General features: G+C 61.6%; 19 protein-coding genes and 2 pseudogenes. 11 read left to right on the top strand and 10 right to left on the bottom strand.

All coding sequences use genetic code 11. The annotated features are described in order from the left end of the window. The first annotated feature begins 21 nt into the window (after positions 1-21). From RAD15_RS31140 to RAD15_RS31150, 3 genes are read left to right on the top strand one after another with little or no spacing between them, the layout of a single operon-like run. Positions 22-816 carry an amino acid ABC transporter permease gene (locus RAD15_RS31140; protein WP_458182166.1) on the top strand — a complete coding sequence of 265 codons (795 nt, stop codon included), beginning with the start codon at positions 22-24 and terminating at the stop codon, positions 814-816. After that, complete coding sequence (locus RAD15_RS31145) at positions 813-1508, top strand: amino acid ABC transporter permease (protein ID WP_458182167.1); 696 nt, start codon at positions 813-815, stop codon at positions 1506-1508. The genes RAD15_RS31140 and RAD15_RS31145 overlap by 4 nt, the downstream gene beginning before the upstream one ends. 27 nt (positions 1509-1535) lie before the next feature. Next, positions 1536-2306, top strand: a complete 771-nt coding sequence (locus RAD15_RS31150) for an amino acid ABC transporter ATP-binding protein (RefSeq protein WP_458182168.1) — start codon at positions 1536-1538, stop codon at positions 2304-2306. Positions 2307-2366: 60 nt separating this feature from the next. Here RAD15_RS31150 and RAD15_RS31155 read toward each other — a convergent pair whose 3' ends face one another. The 4 genes from RAD15_RS31155 to RAD15_RS31170 form a co-directional block, all read right to left on the bottom strand. Further along, positions 2367-3122 carry a tetratricopeptide repeat protein gene (locus RAD15_RS31155; protein ID WP_458182169.1) on the bottom strand — a complete coding sequence of 252 codons (756 nt, stop codon included), beginning with the start codon at positions 3120-3122 and terminating at the stop codon, positions 2367-2369. A 94-nt stretch (positions 3123-3216) separates the two neighbouring features. Further along, positions 3217-3495 carry a hypothetical protein gene (locus RAD15_RS31160; RefSeq protein WP_458182171.1) on the bottom strand — a complete coding sequence of 93 codons (279 nt, stop codon included), beginning with the start codon at positions 3493-3495 and terminating at the stop codon, positions 3217-3219. 231 nt (positions 3496-3726) lie between these two features. After that, positions 3727-4419, bottom strand: coding sequence for an L-2-amino-thiazoline-4-carboxylic acid hydrolase (locus tag RAD15_RS31165; protein ID WP_458182172.1), 693 nt, complete (start codon positions 4417-4419; stop codon positions 3727-3729). Positions 4420-4466: 47 nt separating this feature from the next. Beyond that, a complete protein-coding gene (locus tag RAD15_RS31170) occupies positions 4467-4859 on the bottom strand; it encodes a RidA family protein (protein WP_458182174.1) in 393 nt (130 codons plus the stop codon). Between the two features lie 129 nt (positions 4860-4988). Here RAD15_RS31170 and RAD15_RS31175 point away from each other — a divergent pair, with 129 nt between their 5' ends. The 3 genes and pseudogenes from RAD15_RS31175 to RAD15_RS31185 all read left to right on the top strand — a co-directional run bounded on the left by RAD15_RS31175 (position 4989) and on the right by RAD15_RS31185 (position 7169). After that, entirely contained in the window at positions 4989-5615 is a 627-nt protein-coding gene (locus RAD15_RS31175) for a LysR family transcriptional regulator (protein WP_458182175.1), read from the top strand. Positions 5616-5752: 137 nt separating this feature from the next. Then, a pseudogene (locus RAD15_RS31180) lies at positions 5753-5979 on the top strand (hypothetical protein); the annotation flags it as partial. 623 nt (positions 5980-6602) lie between these two features. Further along, positions 6603-7169: a hypothetical protein gene (locus RAD15_RS31185; RefSeq protein ID WP_458182176.1), complete on the top strand. Its 567-nt coding sequence runs from the start codon at positions 6603-6605 to the stop codon at positions 7167-7169. Between the two features lie 213 nt (positions 7170-7382). Here RAD15_RS31185 and RAD15_RS31190 read toward each other — a convergent pair whose 3' ends face one another. Further along, positions 7383-7808, bottom strand: coding sequence for a GFA family protein (locus RAD15_RS31190; protein WP_458182177.1), 426 nt, complete (start codon positions 7806-7808; stop codon positions 7383-7385). 347 nt (positions 7809-8155) lie between these two features. On the opposite strand from RAD15_RS31190, the gene RAD15_RS31195 reads away from it, so the two are divergent. From RAD15_RS31195 to RAD15_RS31215, 5 genes and pseudogenes are all read left to right on the top strand, one after another. After that, positions 8156-8626, top strand: a complete 471-nt coding sequence (locus tag RAD15_RS31195) for a DUF2147 domain-containing protein (RefSeq protein ID WP_458182178.1) — start codon at positions 8156-8158, stop codon at positions 8624-8626. A 198-nt stretch (positions 8627-8824) separates the two neighbouring features. Continuing rightward, positions 8825-9655: an oxidoreductase gene (locus RAD15_RS31200; protein ID WP_458182180.1), complete on the top strand. Its 831-nt coding sequence runs from the start codon at positions 8825-8827 to the stop codon at positions 9653-9655. Between the two features lie 9 nt (positions 9656-9664). After that, positions 9665-10681, top strand: a complete 1017-nt coding sequence (locus RAD15_RS31205) for an AraC family transcriptional regulator ligand-binding domain-containing protein (RefSeq protein ID WP_458182181.1) — start codon at positions 9665-9667, stop codon at positions 10679-10681. Positions 10682-10803: 122 nt separating this feature from the next. After that, on the top strand, positions 10804-11652 hold the full coding sequence (locus RAD15_RS31210; RefSeq protein WP_458182182.1) for an SDR family NAD(P)-dependent oxidoreductase: 849 nt from the start codon (positions 10804-10806) through the stop codon (positions 11650-11652). 63 nt (positions 11653-11715) lie between these two features. Beyond that, positions 11716-12320, top strand: a pseudogene (locus RAD15_RS31215) (class I SAM-dependent methyltransferase). 175 nt (positions 12321-12495) lie between these two features. Here RAD15_RS31215 and RAD15_RS31220 read toward each other — a convergent pair. The 5 genes from RAD15_RS31220 to RAD15_RS31240 form a co-directional block, all read right to left on the bottom strand. Continuing rightward, positions 12496-12924: a GFA family protein gene (locus RAD15_RS31220; RefSeq protein WP_458182184.1), complete on the bottom strand. Its 429-nt coding sequence runs from the start codon at positions 12922-12924 to the stop codon at positions 12496-12498. 54 nt (positions 12925-12978) lie between these two features. Next, on the bottom strand, positions 12979-13599 hold the full coding sequence (locus RAD15_RS31225) for a hypothetical protein (protein ID WP_458182185.1): 621 nt from the start codon (positions 13597-13599) through the stop codon (positions 12979-12981). Between the two features lie 100 nt (positions 13600-13699). After that, positions 13700-14407 carry a hypothetical protein gene (locus RAD15_RS31230; RefSeq protein ID WP_458182187.1) on the bottom strand — a complete coding sequence of 236 codons (708 nt, stop codon included), beginning with the start codon at positions 14405-14407 and terminating at the stop codon, positions 13700-13702. A 380-nt stretch (positions 14408-14787) separates the two neighbouring features. Beyond that, on the bottom strand, positions 14788-15372 hold the full coding sequence (locus tag RAD15_RS31235; protein WP_458182188.1) for a DUF1254 domain-containing protein: 585 nt from the start codon (positions 15370-15372) through the stop codon (positions 14788-14790). Continuing rightward, positions 15369-15947, bottom strand: coding sequence for a DUF1214 domain-containing protein (locus tag RAD15_RS31240; RefSeq protein ID WP_458182189.1), 579 nt, complete (start codon positions 15945-15947; stop codon positions 15369-15371). The genes RAD15_RS31235 and RAD15_RS31240 overlap by 4 nt, the downstream gene beginning before the upstream one ends. Positions 15948-15950 lie beyond the last annotated feature (3 nt).

A 15950-nucleotide genomic window follows, 5' to 3' on the forward strand; every position in this document is an offset into this window, starting at 1 on the left:
AACTGAGCTCTGAGGTACGCCATGTTCGCAGTGCTTCTTGAACAGACGGCGGATGGCCAGCGCTACATCGACTGGCTGCTGTCGGGACTCGGGTGGACGCTGGCGCTGGCCTTCTTCGGCTGGTGGATCGCCTTTGCCATCGGCGTCGTCGTCGGCATCGGCCGGACTGCGCGAAGCCGGACCGTTGCGGCGCTCGCGCGGCTCTATGTGGAGATCTTCCGCAACATTCCCGTGCTCGTGCAGATGTTCCTCTGGTACTTCGTGCTGCCGGAGATCCTCCCCGTCACGTTCGGCAACGCCATCAAGCAGATTCCGCCGCCCTGGGGATCGTTCTTCCCGGCGCTGCTGTGCCTCGGTCTCTACACCGCGGCCCGGATCGCCGAACAGGTTCGTGCCGGCATCGAGGCCTTGCCGAAAGGGCAGGTCGAGGCGGCGAGCGCGCTCGGGCTCACCGGATATCTGACCTATCGCTACGTCATCGTGCCGCAGGCGCTGCGCCTGATCATCCCGAGCCTCACCAGCGAGGTGATGGGCATCTACAAGAACACCTCGGTCGCACTCACGATCGGGCTGATGGAGCTGACGGCCCAGGCCCGGCAGATCAGCGAAGCGACGTTCCAGACCTTCACCGCTTTCGGCGCCGCGACGCTTGTTTATCTCGCGCTGGCGCTGATTGCCTATCAGGGCATGGCGCTGATCGACAGGGCGGTGCGCATTCCGGGCACCGGGCACGCAGGGACTACGGCCGAACCGGCTTCCGCGAACGCCGCGCAACAGATCGGCGCCTTGCCCGACGCGATGGAGGTCGTGAAATGAACAGCCTCGATTTCTCCATTCTCGCTCAGGCGTGGCCCTATCTCTGGTCGGGCCTGCTGTTTTCCCTGGCGCTGACCGCCGTCGCTTTCGTGGTCGGCCTGATCCTCGGCACCTGCTTGGCGCTGGTGCAGCACTTCGAAGTGCCCGTCATGGCGAAGGTCGTGCGTGGCTATGTCGCGCTGATGCGCTCGATCCCGCTGATCCTCGTGCTGTTCTGGTTCTTCTTCCTGGTGCCGATCGTGCTCGGCCATCTCGGCGGGGGCGGCCGCCCCGTTCCGATCGGCGCGACCTGGACGGCGTTCATCACCTTCGCCCTGTTCGAGGCCGCCTATTATTCGGAGATCATCCGCGTCGGATTGCGCGCTGTGAACCGGGGACAGTTCGAGGCGTGCCAGGCGCTCGCGCTGTCGACCTTCGACACCTATCGCAGCGTGATCCTGCCGCAGGTGCTTCGCGTGGCAAGCCCGATCATCCTGAGCCAGACCATCATCCTGTTCCAGGACACCTCGCTGGTCTACGTCCTGTCGCTCACCGATCTGCTCGGCGCCGCCTCCAAGCTCGCGCAGCTCAACGGCCGTCTCGTCGAGATGTATCTGGTCATCACCGTGGTCTACCTCGCGATCAGCTCGGTGGCCTCGCAATGCGTGGCGTCCCTGCGCAAGCGCTATGCGATTGCGGGAACGGGCCGGTAGCGTATCGACCAATCCTGGGAGAGGAAAATGCTTCAGAACGCAGCCGCGAACGAGCCTGGCCAGTCGGCGCCGATCGTCACCGTGGAGAATCTGGTGAAGCGCTTCGGCCATTTCACGGCGCTGAGTGACGTCAACCTCAATGTCGCGGCGGGCGAGAAGATCGTGCTGTGCGGTCCCTCGGGCTCGGGCAAGTCGACGCTGATCCGCTGCATCAACCGCATCGAGAAGCACGATGAGGGGCGGATCGTCGTCGATGGCGTCGAGCTGACGGGCCGGATGGGCGACATCAACGACGTCCGACGCGAGATCGGCATGGTGTTCCAGAGCTTCAACCTGTTTCCGCATCTCTCGGTCGTCGAGAACTGCATGCTCGCGCCGATCAAGGTGCGGGGACTGTCCCGCACCGAAGCGCAGGAGCGCGCGATGGGCGTATTGCGCAAGGTACGCATCCACGATCAGGCGGGCAAATATCCCGGCCAGCTCTCCGGCGGCCAGCAGCAGCGTGTCGCCATCGCCCGCGCCCTGTGCATGCAGCCGAAGATCATGCTGTTCGACGAGCCGACCTCCGCGCTCGACCCGGAGATGGTCAAGGAGGTGCTCGACACCATGGTGGAGCTCGCGCGCGACGGCATGACGATGGTCTGCGTCACGCACGAGATGGGCTTTGCCCGCGAGATCGCCGATCGCGTCGTGTTCATGGACCGCGGCGCCATCGTCGAGGAAGCCGACCCCGAAACCTTCTTCCGCGCGCCGAGGACGGAGCGGGCGAGGGGGTTCCTCAGCCAGATCATTCACTAGGGCGATTTTTGTCTCGGCGCGCTTTTGTAAAACCCTCAGCGTCAAATCCGGGTCGCGAAGTCAACGCGAATCCAATTGCGACCGCTCGCCATAAGCTTTCGCCCGCAATTTTTCAGCAAAAATATTGTTCGGATCGATCTCGATGATCCTGGTGCAATCGGCGATAGCACGGTCAAAATCGCGTTTGTGCAGGTAGACCTCCGCACGAGCGAGGTATCCCCACACACCGTTCGGGCTGATCTCTATTGCTTTACTCGCGTCGGCCATGGCGCCCTCATCATCGCCCTTTTTTGAATAGGCGCGTGCGCGGACGAAGTAAGCGAAATGGAATTTTGGATCCATCTCAATGGCTTTTGTTGCGTCCTCGATCGCGCCAACAACGTCATTCTTTCGTTCGCGGATTGAACCGCGATTGCTGTAGGCCCTCACGTTCTCGGGGTCGATCTCGATGGCCTTCTCGGTGTCAGCGAGGGCCCGGTCGATATCGCCTTTGCTTCCGTACGCAGCGCCACGTCTCGCGTAGGCGTTTGCCAATTTTGGATTGATTTCAATTGCCTCGGTTTCGTCGGCAATCGCTGCGTCGAAATCGCGCTTTCGCCAATGGGCTGCCCCACGATTATAGTAGACGACGGCGCGGTCTTCTTGACGAAGATCGGTCGATTGAAGAAGGCGAGTGCACGCCAGAATAGCTGGGTCCTCAGCGTCATCAGCTGTGCATGATTTCCAATCTTGATTGCTTTCGGCCAACGCCAGACACGGGATCAGCGCCAAGGCGACTGATGAGACCTTCAGGAAGCGATTTTTCCAAATACGCATTGTGCCTCGGCCGCGCCTTAAGAACTGTAATATCCGCGATGCCTCCCGCGTGGGCGGTATCGTTACCCCCAGCGCCTTCGCGGTCTTGCGGAAATCAGCGCGCGAATTTGTAGTAAGCGAGCGCCGCCGAAGTGACCGTCAGCAATGCCGAAGCAATCCAGATCGGCCCCAGCACAAAGATGGCTATCGCGCCCTGCCCACAGGCACCACATGCAACCCAAAAGAACATCGGAAAAAAACATAATAGGATGATGACGGCAAATCCTGTACTGAGCCAAACGCCTCTCGGCCCCCATCGCGCACCAAAAAACCACGGCAAGGCAGGAAATCCGAATGACAGGATCACCAGGATGTTCATCAGAACGTCGAACATGATCTCTGCCCGATTGGCTTTTTAGCTAGCGCTCCAAACCCACCTAAAATGCCGCCGGCAAAGCCGTCGATGTGAATGCCAAAGCAGCCAGCGCGCATGCTCTTGGTCGTTAACACCAGGCAGATGGTTCAAAAGTCATGGGAAAACCGCGCGAGCCGTTGTCATCGCTGCGATCCCGGCTCCGGGCGCATAAGCCGAATACTAGCAAGGCGGGCGCGCAGGAGCGCGACGTCAACCTCCACGGTGCAGTCGCGAGAACCGGAAATTGCAATGGCTCGCGCCGCCCGCGAGCGTTTGCGTCCGTTCCAGGTGGATGCCGCGCGTTGCATAGGCGTCGAAATCGAGCCCGCAAATGTTCGGCAGGATGTCCTTGTCGCCATGGCGCGCCGCGAATTTGCAAAAGCCGCAAGCTTTGTAGTTGATGCCGAATTCAAAGCCGTCGCCCGGACCCGGCTCGACGAAATCGTAGACGAAATCTTCCGGAAACTGCGCCTGGTGGCTTTCAGTCGTGCTCTTCGCGGCCTGCTCGCGCATCAGGGCCCGGTTTTCCTGCGACATGAATTGATGCCCCGAGGCGAGACGTTCCGCCTCTGGCACGGTCAGCAATTGCGCCTTGTAGGTTTCCCGCTCGATCTCGCCGATCACGGGCAGCGGCACGCCATGCCGCCGAAGCACGCGGCTGATCGCCATGAAACCCATCAGGCGCATGAAGAAATCGCTCATGCGGCTTGCCGCGCCGCCGACATAGGGCATCTGGGTCAGCACGATCTCGAATTCGTCCATCACCTCCTGCCTGACCCCGTCGAAATCGGAGAGATGCGCGCGCTCGCAGAGCATCGCTTCGGCAAGGTCGAGGCGATGGCGCATGGCGGCCTCCATGCCACCGCGATGCGCTTCGTAAAAGGGATGGACGGTCTTGGCCATTGGACACCTGACATCGTTGGCTTGTTGGAAAGTCGGCGAAGCCGGTTTCAGTCCGCGGCGATCGCCTCGATCTCCAGCAGCCATTTGCTGTCAACGGTCTCGGCGACCACGACCGTCAGCGCGGGCTGGTGATCCCCGAGCATCGCGCAACGAATGGTGCGGTTGGTCACGAGCTGATTCCGGTCGGTCAGGAACGTGGTGACCTTGACCAGATGCTCGACGCGAAGGCCGGCGGCGGCGAGCACCTCGATGACGTTGCGCCAGGCCTGCTCGCATTGCGCCTCGAAACCTTCGGGCACGCTACCGTCGGATCTCTCGGGCACCTGGCCGCTGATGAACAACAGGCGTCGATGCTGCTTCAATTCAAGTCCCATGCAGTATCCGCCGGCGGGAGGGTGGAGCGTTGCGGGATTGTGGCTGACGATGTGAGCTAAGGGCATGGGGTTTCTCCGGATTGCGGGCCGACCGTATCCGGCGACGTCGCCACGGCGCAAAGCATGGTTTCTTCAGCCCAGCATTAGAAAATCTATTGCAAGGTCGCGGCCCATCGGTGTCAAACTTGCGGTGCGATGACCTACACCCTTCCACCCCTCAACGCGCTCCGCGCCTTCGAGGCCGCGGCGCGGCATCTCAGCTTCAAGCTGGCCGCGCACGAGCTGCACGTCACGCCCGCCGCCGTCGGGCAGCAGGTGAAAGCGCTGGAGGCGCGCCTCGGCGTGCAGCTGTTCGAACGGCTGCACAAGCAGCTCATCCTGACCGCGGCCGGGCAGGCCTATCTGCCCGGGATATCGGATGGTTTTCGCCGGATTGCGGATGCGACCTCGCAATTGAAACCGGCAGGTGCGGTGCTGCTGCAATTGGGCGTCCATGGCAGCTTCGACCTGCGCCGTCTCGACCTTGCGGCGTTTCGCAGCACGCATGCGGACATCGGTTTGCGGGTGCTGCAGCCTGCCGGCTTGCAGGAATTGGTCGAGGGCAAGGTCGACCTGCTGATCGCCCGCGGTCTCGGCCGCCATCCGGGCTATCGCTGCGACCGGATCGATGAGGGATCCGGCCTGGGGGATTGGCTGATCGCGCCCGAAGGCACCGCGGATTGTCCCGAGGTGGTCAGCTTCCGCGCATGGCTGCGTAGCCTGGTGGCTGAGAACCCGCGCACCAGCCGCCGCCCGCGACTTGTCGGCGGCGTCGGAACGTGAAGCGGCAGCAGGAATGCGGCTGGTCTTCCTGGCCGGCTAGCGAGCAGGTATGCGAATGAGGCTATCGACGATGCCGGAGCCCTCGGCGACGAGCTGCTGACCGCTCATCCAGATATCGCGGCCTGCGATTTCGTGATGGACTCGCGAAAGACGGCATGACGATGGTCTGCGTCACGCATGAGATGGGCTTTGCCGCGAGATCGCTGATCGGGTGGCGTTCATGGACCGCGGCGCCATCGTCGAGGAAGCCGATCCCGAAACCTTCTTCCGTGCGCCCAGGACGGAGCGGGCGAGGGGGTCTCAGCCAGGGCGTGAACTGAATATCCTTGGCGTCGAGCCATTGCTGGCAGCCATGCGAGCGTGAGGCGCGGCAGCAGACTCAAGGGCGACGCCGATGGTCGCCCTACGCTGCATGGAGGTGATGCAGAGCCGTGTTTTTACACAACCTGGACAGACCGATTGGAGACGTACTTGCTTCCAATTCGAGCGATGACAGGGCCAATTTTGACCCTGAGCGGACATTTCGGATATTGATGGCTGCGGAAATCGACATCACTCAATGCTCACCTCCTGAGTTGCAAGCGGAACGACGCAAAGCATGAAGAGTGGCGACAGAGTCGCTGAACCCACGTGCACCGTGCTTCATCTGAACAATTACATTCTGCATAGCGCATTCGGTCAGGACAGTTGACAGTGCGCGCTGCGTTTTTTTGGGCGTGACGCTGACGTCCGCCGCGTTCCATGCTATTATGTTAGCATCCCAGGTCGTTCGGTCGAGCCTTGTATTGAGGTCAAAACCGATGATTGGAGCCACCATCCCCACATACTTCGTCAGTCTAAGGCGAAGCATCATGAAAGCATGATCACGTTGACGCTCGGCGCCGGCGTGCAACTCAATTTGGCAGGAGAAAGCATACGCAGGTCGATTTCAACTCGCGGCAGTTCACGGCGGAGACCTGAACCGCCGCTTGATCTAAGGAGGCACTCATGAACTTCTTCAATGTGCGCATAGCCCCCACATTTACCGCGGCGGTGAGACTCACCAAAGCAACGGCTTTTGCTGTAGCGCTCATGTCCTTTCCCCCCGCCGCTGTCGCGGGAGAGCCGATTGAAAAGAAGGGGACTACTCCTTATGTGACGCACTTTATTTTTCGGCCCTTGATGAGCATTGACACCGCCGAACTCGGCAAGGCCACTACGCTAGAGGCGGTCGGGACCACTCAAAACATGAAGGGAGAGAAGATGCTGGACAAGATGTCAGCACGCTGCGTGGCGCTGAACGTCGCGTCCGGGGACAAAAAATACATTGACGGAGCTTGCGTGCTCGCCGACAGCGACGGCGACAAGATTTTCTCAACCTTCGATACTCGAGACCTCGACAAGACCCAGCCGAAGATGGATTGCGGAACGCATATCATCACCGGCGGTACCGGCAAGTATAAGGGCATCACCGGAAGCGAACCATTTGCGTGCATAGCTATGCCTGCGCTGGCTGGCTCTGGCGATTATTTTGCGATGGACATCCCGCACAACACGTCCTGGGAAATCAAATGATCCTGAACTCGACGTCGCCGTAAGGTTGACTGTTGAGGCGGCCATCAATCGTTGAACGAGAGCCTAGCCCACCACAGCTGGGCTCTTCTTCTGTTCATAATTTAGGTCGGATGGTCCGCTCGTGGCCCCTAGCAGTCCTCGGTCTTCGACGCCGTGATGTCTGCTTTTAGAGGTGAAACAGACTCGTGCTGGAATTATGAGTACACGCCTAGATCATTCACTAGGGGCGAACCGGAGCGTGCCGGCGCGGCGCGTCGGCTTGCCGGTGTCGTTGGTGTGATTGACGCCGTCCATGACGGGCACTTCAGCGAAGTCGAACGGGCTGACGCCGTCCAGGCAGGCCACGTTGACGGCATAGAGAGACGTGTCCGATCGCCGCTGATGATGCGTGTAGATTCCGCAAGCTGAGCAGAAGAAGTGCTGCGCCGATCCGGTGTGAAAGCGGTAGCTCGCCAGGGCATCCTCGCCTTGCAGGAACCTGATCCCGCCCATTTCCGCCATGGCCACCACGGCGCCGCGCATGCGGCAGTAGGAGCAGGTGCAGCGGCGGATCGACTTGAAGCCGTCGCTCAGCGTCACCTCGAAACGCACCGCGCCGCAATGGCACTGGCCGGTCCGAACGTTCGAGTCGTCCACCATGTCGCCTGTGTCTCCTGTTTCAGGTCGCTTCTATCACGTCTTCGGCGAGCCATGTCACTTGGGTTGCGCGGGTATCAACCATCGTTGCGCGTCCCAAATCGTGCCACTCCTTCAAAGATGGGCTGGGTATGGTCGGAACGACATCCATTCCGTTGGGAGGTCCGGAGGGACCTGCAGACGAGGCGACGGATGCCAGCCAGCGGGCACCACGCGCCGGCACCGATTGGCGCATCTCACAATTCGGCTGGCGCCTTCTGCCGCTGCCAAGTCCCACCGAAACCTAGAGACATTGCAAGACCAGCGATCGGCCCGATCGCTCCTTCAATCGGCAAACCTAGGAACACGGCATGCAAACGTCCCCACTTTCCCGTCGATCTGCGATCTTCCTGCTGATGACGGTCATGAACGTTGGATTGATTCCGATGGCGCACGGCGAGGCGCCGGTCCCCGATGCGATCGTCGGAACATGGGAGGCGGACGACGGCACCGTGAAGCTCGACATGGTCAAGGCCGGCACCGAATTCCAGGCGCGTATGCTCTACGGCAACGAGATCGTGGAGGCGGACAATGTCACGTTCAAGAAGGACGCCAAGAACCCTGATCCGGCCCTGCGTCCGCGCTCGCTGAAGAACATCGTCTTCATCATGGGCTTGCGCTGGGCCGATGGCGAATGGAGCGGCGGCTCGATCTATGACGCCTCGTCAGGGCGCACCTACAATTGCAAGGCGACCGTCAAGGACGGCAAGATGCATTTGAGAGGATATCTCGGGCTTCCCGCGATGGGGCAAACCCGCTCTTTCCACCGCGTGCGTGGGTGAACGGTTTCCGCCAATCCCGAACCCTTTTGCAGAAGCGCGGCCCTGGTGTCGCGCTCTTTGTTTGAAAAGCACCGTAAATACAGTGACTTAAGCTTTGTCGCCTGCAATGGCGTGTTGTGCCAGTCTGTTGGCGTGCTTGGTTAGTCACTTCGTTTCATGAAGGCATCAGGATGAAGGCCTGAACGAAGAGAGGTCAGTATGTCCGCGACATCGAAAAGAACGGCGCTCGTTACCGGTGCCTCTTCCGGCATGGGCAAGGAAATCGCCAAGCGCCTGATCAAGGACGGCTTTCAGGTCTACGCGGCAGCGCGCAACGTCGAAAAAATGAGCGATCTCGCAAAGCTCGGCGCGAGGACTTTGCGCATGGACATTTCCAGGGACGCCGAGATCGTGGCGGCGGTAGACACCATCATCGACGAAGTCGATGGCGTGGACGTGCTCGTGAACAATGCGGGGTTCGGACTGTACGGTCCCGTCGAAGACGTCAGCATCGACGAAGCGCGATACCAGTTCGAAGTGAACCTGTTCGGTGCCGCCCGGTTGACACAGCTCCTGCTGCCGAAGATGCGAGAGAGGCGCTTCGGCACCATCGTCAATGTCACCTCGATGGGGGGCAAGATCTACACTCTGCTGGGTGCGTGGTACCACGCGACCAAGCATGCGCTGGAAGGCTGGTCCGACTGTCTGCGGCTCGAACTCGCCCCGTTCGGCATCAAGGTCGTTGTCGTCGAGCCGGGCCTGATCGAGACGGCGTTCGGCGACGTGGTTGCCAAAGGCCTGCTCGATCGCTCCGGTACGGGACCATATGCCAAGCTCACGCAAGCGGTCGCGAGATCGACGCGGGATGCCTATGGTCACGGACGCGGCACCAAGCCAGGTGTCATCGCCGGCGTCGTGTCGAAGGCCGTGAAGGCGGCCAGGCCGCGGACGCGCTACGTCGCGGGCAAGTATGCTTTGCCCATGATCAAGATTCGCGAGTGGTTTGGTGACCGCATGTTCGACCGCGTCATCATGAGCCAGATGCGCTAGGTACCGACGATGAGTGCAGCAGCCGCAGACAGGTGCAAGGTCCCCCGAGCCTTCTGGCAGGCCGTCGAGCATCTCGGCGTCCCGCCAGCTGCGCTGTTGCGGCAAGCCAAGCTGCCTGCGACCCTGCATCTCAACGATCAGGGGCAGGTCACCACGGATCAGTTCTTTGCGCTCTGGAAGGCTCTGGAGGAGTTGAAGCCTGAGCCCGGGCTCGGCCTCAAGCTGGTCCAGAGCGCCGACACGGCCGTTCATCCGCCGTCGAGCCTGGCCGCGTTCTACGCGAGGGACTATCGTGATGGCCTGCTCCGCATCGCTCGTTTCAAACGCCTTTGCTCGCCCGAGCAACCGCTGCTGAAAGAGAGCAAGGATGACTGCACGATCACGGTTGATTGGCCGTACGCGACCGATCCGGAGCCGGCGATTTCGACGGATGTGACCTTTGCATTTCTCGTCGAACTCGGGCGCCGCGGCACCGGGCAGCATGTGACGCCGAAACGTGTCGAGTTGGTGCGCTCTCGACCCGATAGTGACGTCTATCAGAACTATTTTGAGTGTCCGATCCGCTATGGTGCGACACGAAACGTCCTCGTCCTGAAATCCGCCGACCTGGATCGCCCGTTTCCCGGGCACAATCAGGAACTGCTCGATATCCTGACGCCGGCACTGGCATCGGCCTTGGGTGAGCTGCAAGCCCGCAGCTCCATCAAGGAGCAGGTGAAGGTCGTCCTGAAACGGAGCCTTGCGAGCGGGCGGCCCGAATTGTCAGACGTGGCGCGCGATCTCGGTTTGAGCGAGCGGACCCTTCAGCGCCGTATCACCGAGGAAGGTGCGAGCTTCCGCGAGCTCCTCGTCGAAGCGCGTCAGGAGCTCGGGCGGCAGCTTCTGTCGGATCCGACGGCCGACATCGACGAGGTCGCATGCCTCCTCGGCTATCAGGATGCCAGCTCGTTCTATCGCGCTTTCCGGTACTGGGAAGGCGTGACGCCGAGCCGCTGGCGCGAGCTGCACGGCAACAAGATTCACTGACGGCTGCTGCGTCCCTTTTGGCGCCTGCGGCAACTTCATTGGCGGGCCTCGTCACTGCCGATCCAGGCAGGCGCCGATAGGACTTGCTGAGTAAGTCCAACCCAATCCATCGAGGATATCGCATGTCTGGCAAAGTCTGGTTCATCACCGGGGCATCCCGCGGCTTTGGTCGCGTCTGGGCGGAGGCTGCCCTCAAGCGCGGCGACAAGGTGGCTGCCACCGCCCGCATCCTGGTTGACGTGGCTGATCTTTCGCAACGTTACGGCGATGCCGTGCTGCCGATGGCTCTCGACGTGACCAACGCCCAGGCGGTGCAGAACGCCGTGAGCAGGGCCTACACGCATTTCGGAAAGCTGGACGTGGTCCTCAACAACGCAGGGTACGCGCTGGTCGGAGCGATCGAGGAAGCGCTTGAGGCCGATGTCCGTGCGGAGTTCGACACGAATTTCTTCGGCACGCTCCGCGTCATCCAGGCCGCGCTTCCCCTGCTGCGGCGACAGGGCTGCGGCCATATCATCGGTGTGTCGAGTGTCGCCGGCGTCGTCGCCGGTCCCATCACCGGATTCTACAACGCGTCCAAGTTCGCGGTCGAAGCTCTCCATGAAAGTCTGGCGCAGGAGGTCAAGGGTTTTGGCCTGAAGGTCACGCTGCTCGAGCCTGGCGCTTATGCGACGGGGTTTGCCAGCATGGCCTCGCTCAGGATCTCGCCCGTCATCAACGCCTACAGCAACACGCGGGCGGAGGTGTTTGCCGCCGGCGCCAAGCTTGCTTTTGGCGAACCGGAGGCGACGGCCGATGCGATCCTGAAGATCGTCGATGCCGAGAATCCGCCGTTGCGGTTCTTTGTCGGTACGGAAGGTTTGCCGCGTGCCCGCGCCGCCTACGCCGATCGTCTCGCCACATGGGAAGCGTGGGAGGCCGACTCCAACGCCGCTCGGGGTGAGGCCCGGCAACACAACATCGCTTCGTAGCCGCACCAGCCTTCTTCGGGACAGGCCCGTCTGCTCCACGCGAGCGGGAAACAGAGGATCGCAATGAACGCTACCGCAGTTGCAGACTTTTTCCAGTTCTTCCGCTCGTACCTGTCCAATCCCTGGCAAGTCTCCGCCATCGCGCCATCGGGCCAGTCACTGGCGCGCCTGATGACGCAGGAGATCGTGCCGGGGACCGGGCCGGTGATCGAACTGGGACCGGGCACCGGTATCTTCACCAGGGCGCTACTCCGGCGCGGCGTCGCGGAGCGGGACCTGCTGCTGATCGAATATGGTTCGGACTTCGTCCGCCTCTTGCAAGAGCGCTTCCCGAGAGCGCGCGTGCTTTGGATGGACGCGCGCCAACTCGCTCAGTACGAGCCGTTCGTGGCGCCGGCCTCGGCCGTCGTCAGCGGCCTTCCGCTCTTGTCGATGTCGTCGCGCAAGGTGATCGCGATCCTGACGGGAGTCTTCCGTCACATGCAGCAGGGCGGCACGCTCTACCAGTTCACCTACGGACCGCGCTGCCCGGTGCCCCGGGCAATCCTTGATCGCCTAGGTCTGAAGGCGAGCCTGGTAGGCGAACAGCACTCAATATTCCGCCGGCATCCGTTTATCGCATCCGGCGGCGTCCGCAGCTCAGGGGCGGTGGTGACGTCGATCAGTAGGCTCGGGAAGTTGCCTCAATCACGGCGCTCCGTGCTCCCAAATGAAAACACCCGCGACGGACCTCTCCGCGCGGGTGTGACGAATTCTCGATGATGCCAGCTCGCGAGAGACGGCATGGCTCGCGCGAGATGGGCTTTGCCCGCGAGATCGAGTGGGCAAGGGGGCTCAGCCAGATCATTCACTAGCGGCGAAGCGGAGCGTGCCGGCCTGGCGCGTCGGCTTGCCGGTGTCGTTGGTGTGGTTGACGCCATCCATGACCGGCACCTCGGTGAAATCGAACGGGCTGATCCCGTCGAGGCAGGCCACGTTGACGGCATAGAGAGACGTGTCGGATCGCCGCTGATGATGCGTGTAGATTCCGCAGACCGAGCAGAAGAAGTGCTGCGCTGTTCCGGTGTGGAAGCGGTAGCTTGTCAGGACATCCTCGCCTTGCAGGAACCTGATCCCGCCCATTTCCGCCATGGCCACGACGGCGCCGCGCATGCGGCAGTAGGAGCAGGTACAGCGGCGGATCGACTTGAAGCCCTCGCTCAGCGTCACTTCGAAACGCACCGTGCCGCAATGGCACTGGCCGGTTCGGATGTCCGTGTTGTCTGCCGCCATGACGCCTGTGTCTCCTGTTTCGGACGGCTTCTAGCAGGTTTTCGCCGGGCTAAGTCACTTGGGTGGTACGGGTATCAACCATCGCTGCGCATCCCAAATCGTGCTCCATTCGTTGGCGCCGGGGGCATGTTCGACTTCAATGCGAATAATCACGAATGGAGAGCCGCTTTGATTTTCGTCGTACCGGTAGACATGACGTAAAACGACGGTCGGCAGAAAATCCGAGCCAGGCGAATGGGCACGAAGTAACCTGGTGTCTTTGTCCCAAGTGATCCCGCCTGGCCGCAGAGTCGTGGCAAAGCCTTCAGGTTGCGCAAGAATTGGAAACTCGATCGGCCTTGGATCTTCTGGCATGGAAAGATCGAACATCTGATCCGAGCCGGCAATCCCCGAACAAAACAGAATGGCAAGGCGGCGGTCGCCGAGTTTCATGAACCGAGCCGGGGCCTGCTTGATTCCTTCCTCGTAACGACAACCTGTCTGCCGCGCCGCAAGCGCCAATCGGCTTGGCAACAAAGCCGGGTCCGATACTTCGAATTCTGTTCGGCCACCGGAGAGGCTGTACCACTCTCGACGCGCTTGGGGGCGTTCCTGCCCGACTGCTAACGCGGCCGAGTTCAAAATCAGGATTGCGGCGAGGGCAAGCGAAGAGAGAAAAGAAGCTAGGGAGCGCATCAAAGACACCCGGGCATGAACCGATTTTCGGTTGGCCGCTTTTGCAGCTAATCATTCTGCCAACGTCTTTTAAGAGGCAGAGCGGAAATCGCCCCTGCTCTCAGCGTTGCTCGTTCAGACGCCATTCGCCATTCCGGCGCTCGATAGAACTCGGGACCCTTCGTTGAGGCTCGCCCAACGACGACGCAAGAAGTTTGATGCGGGTGTTTCCCTGCCAGCCGGCAAATTCATAGAGCCATTGCCCATCGTCCGGAGTGCGATAGTGCCACTCCTTCACCGAAGGGCTGGGCGTGCTCGGAACGACGTCCATCCCGTTGGGAGGTCCGGACGGACCTACAGAGGAGGCGACGGATGCAAGCCAGCGCCTGTCCGGCGAATAGTGTGGCGGCGCAACGATCTCTATTTCTTCACCTGTGTTGAGCCTCACGAGGAGCCAACTCACACCCTCCCAATGATCGACCTCGATTAAAACGAGGTCGTGCTCGGGGAAATACCCCGTCAGTTGATACTTGAGGCAGCCGTCGGCCTCGGTGGCCTGACACTTCGCTTCCTCGTTGAGGTAAATTCGCGTCTTCCCGTTCCCGAACTTCAACTGCAGACCAGGACCGACACGCTGGGCCAGTTCATTGATCTGTTCCAGGCACGGCTTCTCTGAACGATCTACGTCGCCCACGCCGTGGTCGCCAATACAGCGGCCGTCCTGCGACGGATGATCGGAAACGGAATAAGGCGTGACCGCGAGAGCGTTGGCATCGAACAGGAGAAATGCTGCGGTGCCAATAGCAAGCTGTTTCAGGAATGACTTCATCGCATAGCCTGCGTCTGTTGAAGACTAGAGCTGATGGCAGAAAACTCCTTCTGGTTGAGTTAAGAGCTTAGGTCAAAAGTTGCGTATCTCGTGAGAACGAGCGTTGACGTCGTCTTGCAGGTCAAACGCGACCCTCGTTCCAAGGAGAGGCTCCCAAATCAAAACACCCGCGACGGACCTCTCCGCGCGGGTGTGACGATTTCTCGATGATGCCAGTATGCCGGTGTTTTGCCCGACGTGTCAATTTTCCGAATTCTTGACGCGCGGTCGGTCACGTCGATTTTCGGTGATCGGATAGCCCAACGATTTCAACACCCCCGCTACTGTGCATGGGGTTGTTTTTCAGGTTTTTGTTTTGGAGCTGCCGGGAACGGCCGCGCTCAGCGCCGGCCGCGGGGCGCTTCGACCTTGGCGGGCGGCTCGGTCTGCGGGCCGCAGGTCGCGGCACCAAGCGTTGCCTGCGCCTGCTGCATCAGGCCGGGCTCGGGGGCGAGCGCCTTCATCACGATGAGGCCGGTGCTGCTTGGGGAGTCGATGATCAGGCGGTCGGCCGCGGTGACCTCTTCGTCCTCGGGCAGCTCGTTGTGCTGGGCTTCCGTCATCAGGTCGAGCTCGATCACCTTCTTGCCGGCCGAGCGGTCGTTGATGGCGTAATAGGCGATCTCATTGCGGGTGTAGAACGACACCGAGGTGTAGGCCTGGCTCACCGGCACCGTCAGCTTGATCGGGCCGCTCGTGAGGTCGTAGCGGCAGATCGCGAGCGCAAAGGCCGGGTCCATGAATGGCATCGGAGACGTGTTGGGATCGGCGAGGGGGAGCTGCGTCACGCCGTTCAGCTTGGTCATCGGCGTCAGCCGCGAATAGGCGTCCTGGGTCGCGATCCGCGGCAGCGCCAGCACGCTGACGAGGTGGACCACGAGGCCCAGCACCACGCCGGCAACGATGGTGAACACGAGGCGGATCATGAGCAGCCCACCGTGCTGATGGTGGGCATCGGCGCGTCGCGCTGGGTGCGCGTGGCAACCCCGACCGGCGTGTCGTAGAGGCGCAGCATCAAGGCGTAGCGCTCGATGCCACCGGTCGGCAGCCAGTTGCCGGCGCGCGAGCGCGAGGCGATGCGGATCTCGAACGTGCCGTCGGACTGCCGCACGATCTCCTGGCTGGTGAAGCCGTAGCGCTGCAGCGAATTGGCGACGAGGTGGCCCTTGCGGTCGTACAGCGTCAGCGTCCAGAACCGCGCCGGCGGCGTCACGCCGGAGACGATCACGTCGCAGCGGCCGTCGAGCACCTTCTTCTTGTCGTCGGCGGTCGCGGTGAAGGCGACGCCGTCGCCGGTGCCGATCGGCAGCTCGCCGTTGCGCACGATGGTGGCGCGCGAATAGGGATCGACGTCGGCGGTGCCGGTGCGCGGGCGCGCGGTCCAGGGGCCGATGGTCAGCGCGCCGATCTCGGTGCCGCGCGTCGTCGTCATCCAGGTCGCGCCGACGCCGACGACGGTGGCGAGCAGAAGGGCCGTCAATGTGATCAGGATCAGCCGCACGGG

Source organism: Bradyrhizobium sp. 14AA (genome assembly GCF_054185205.1).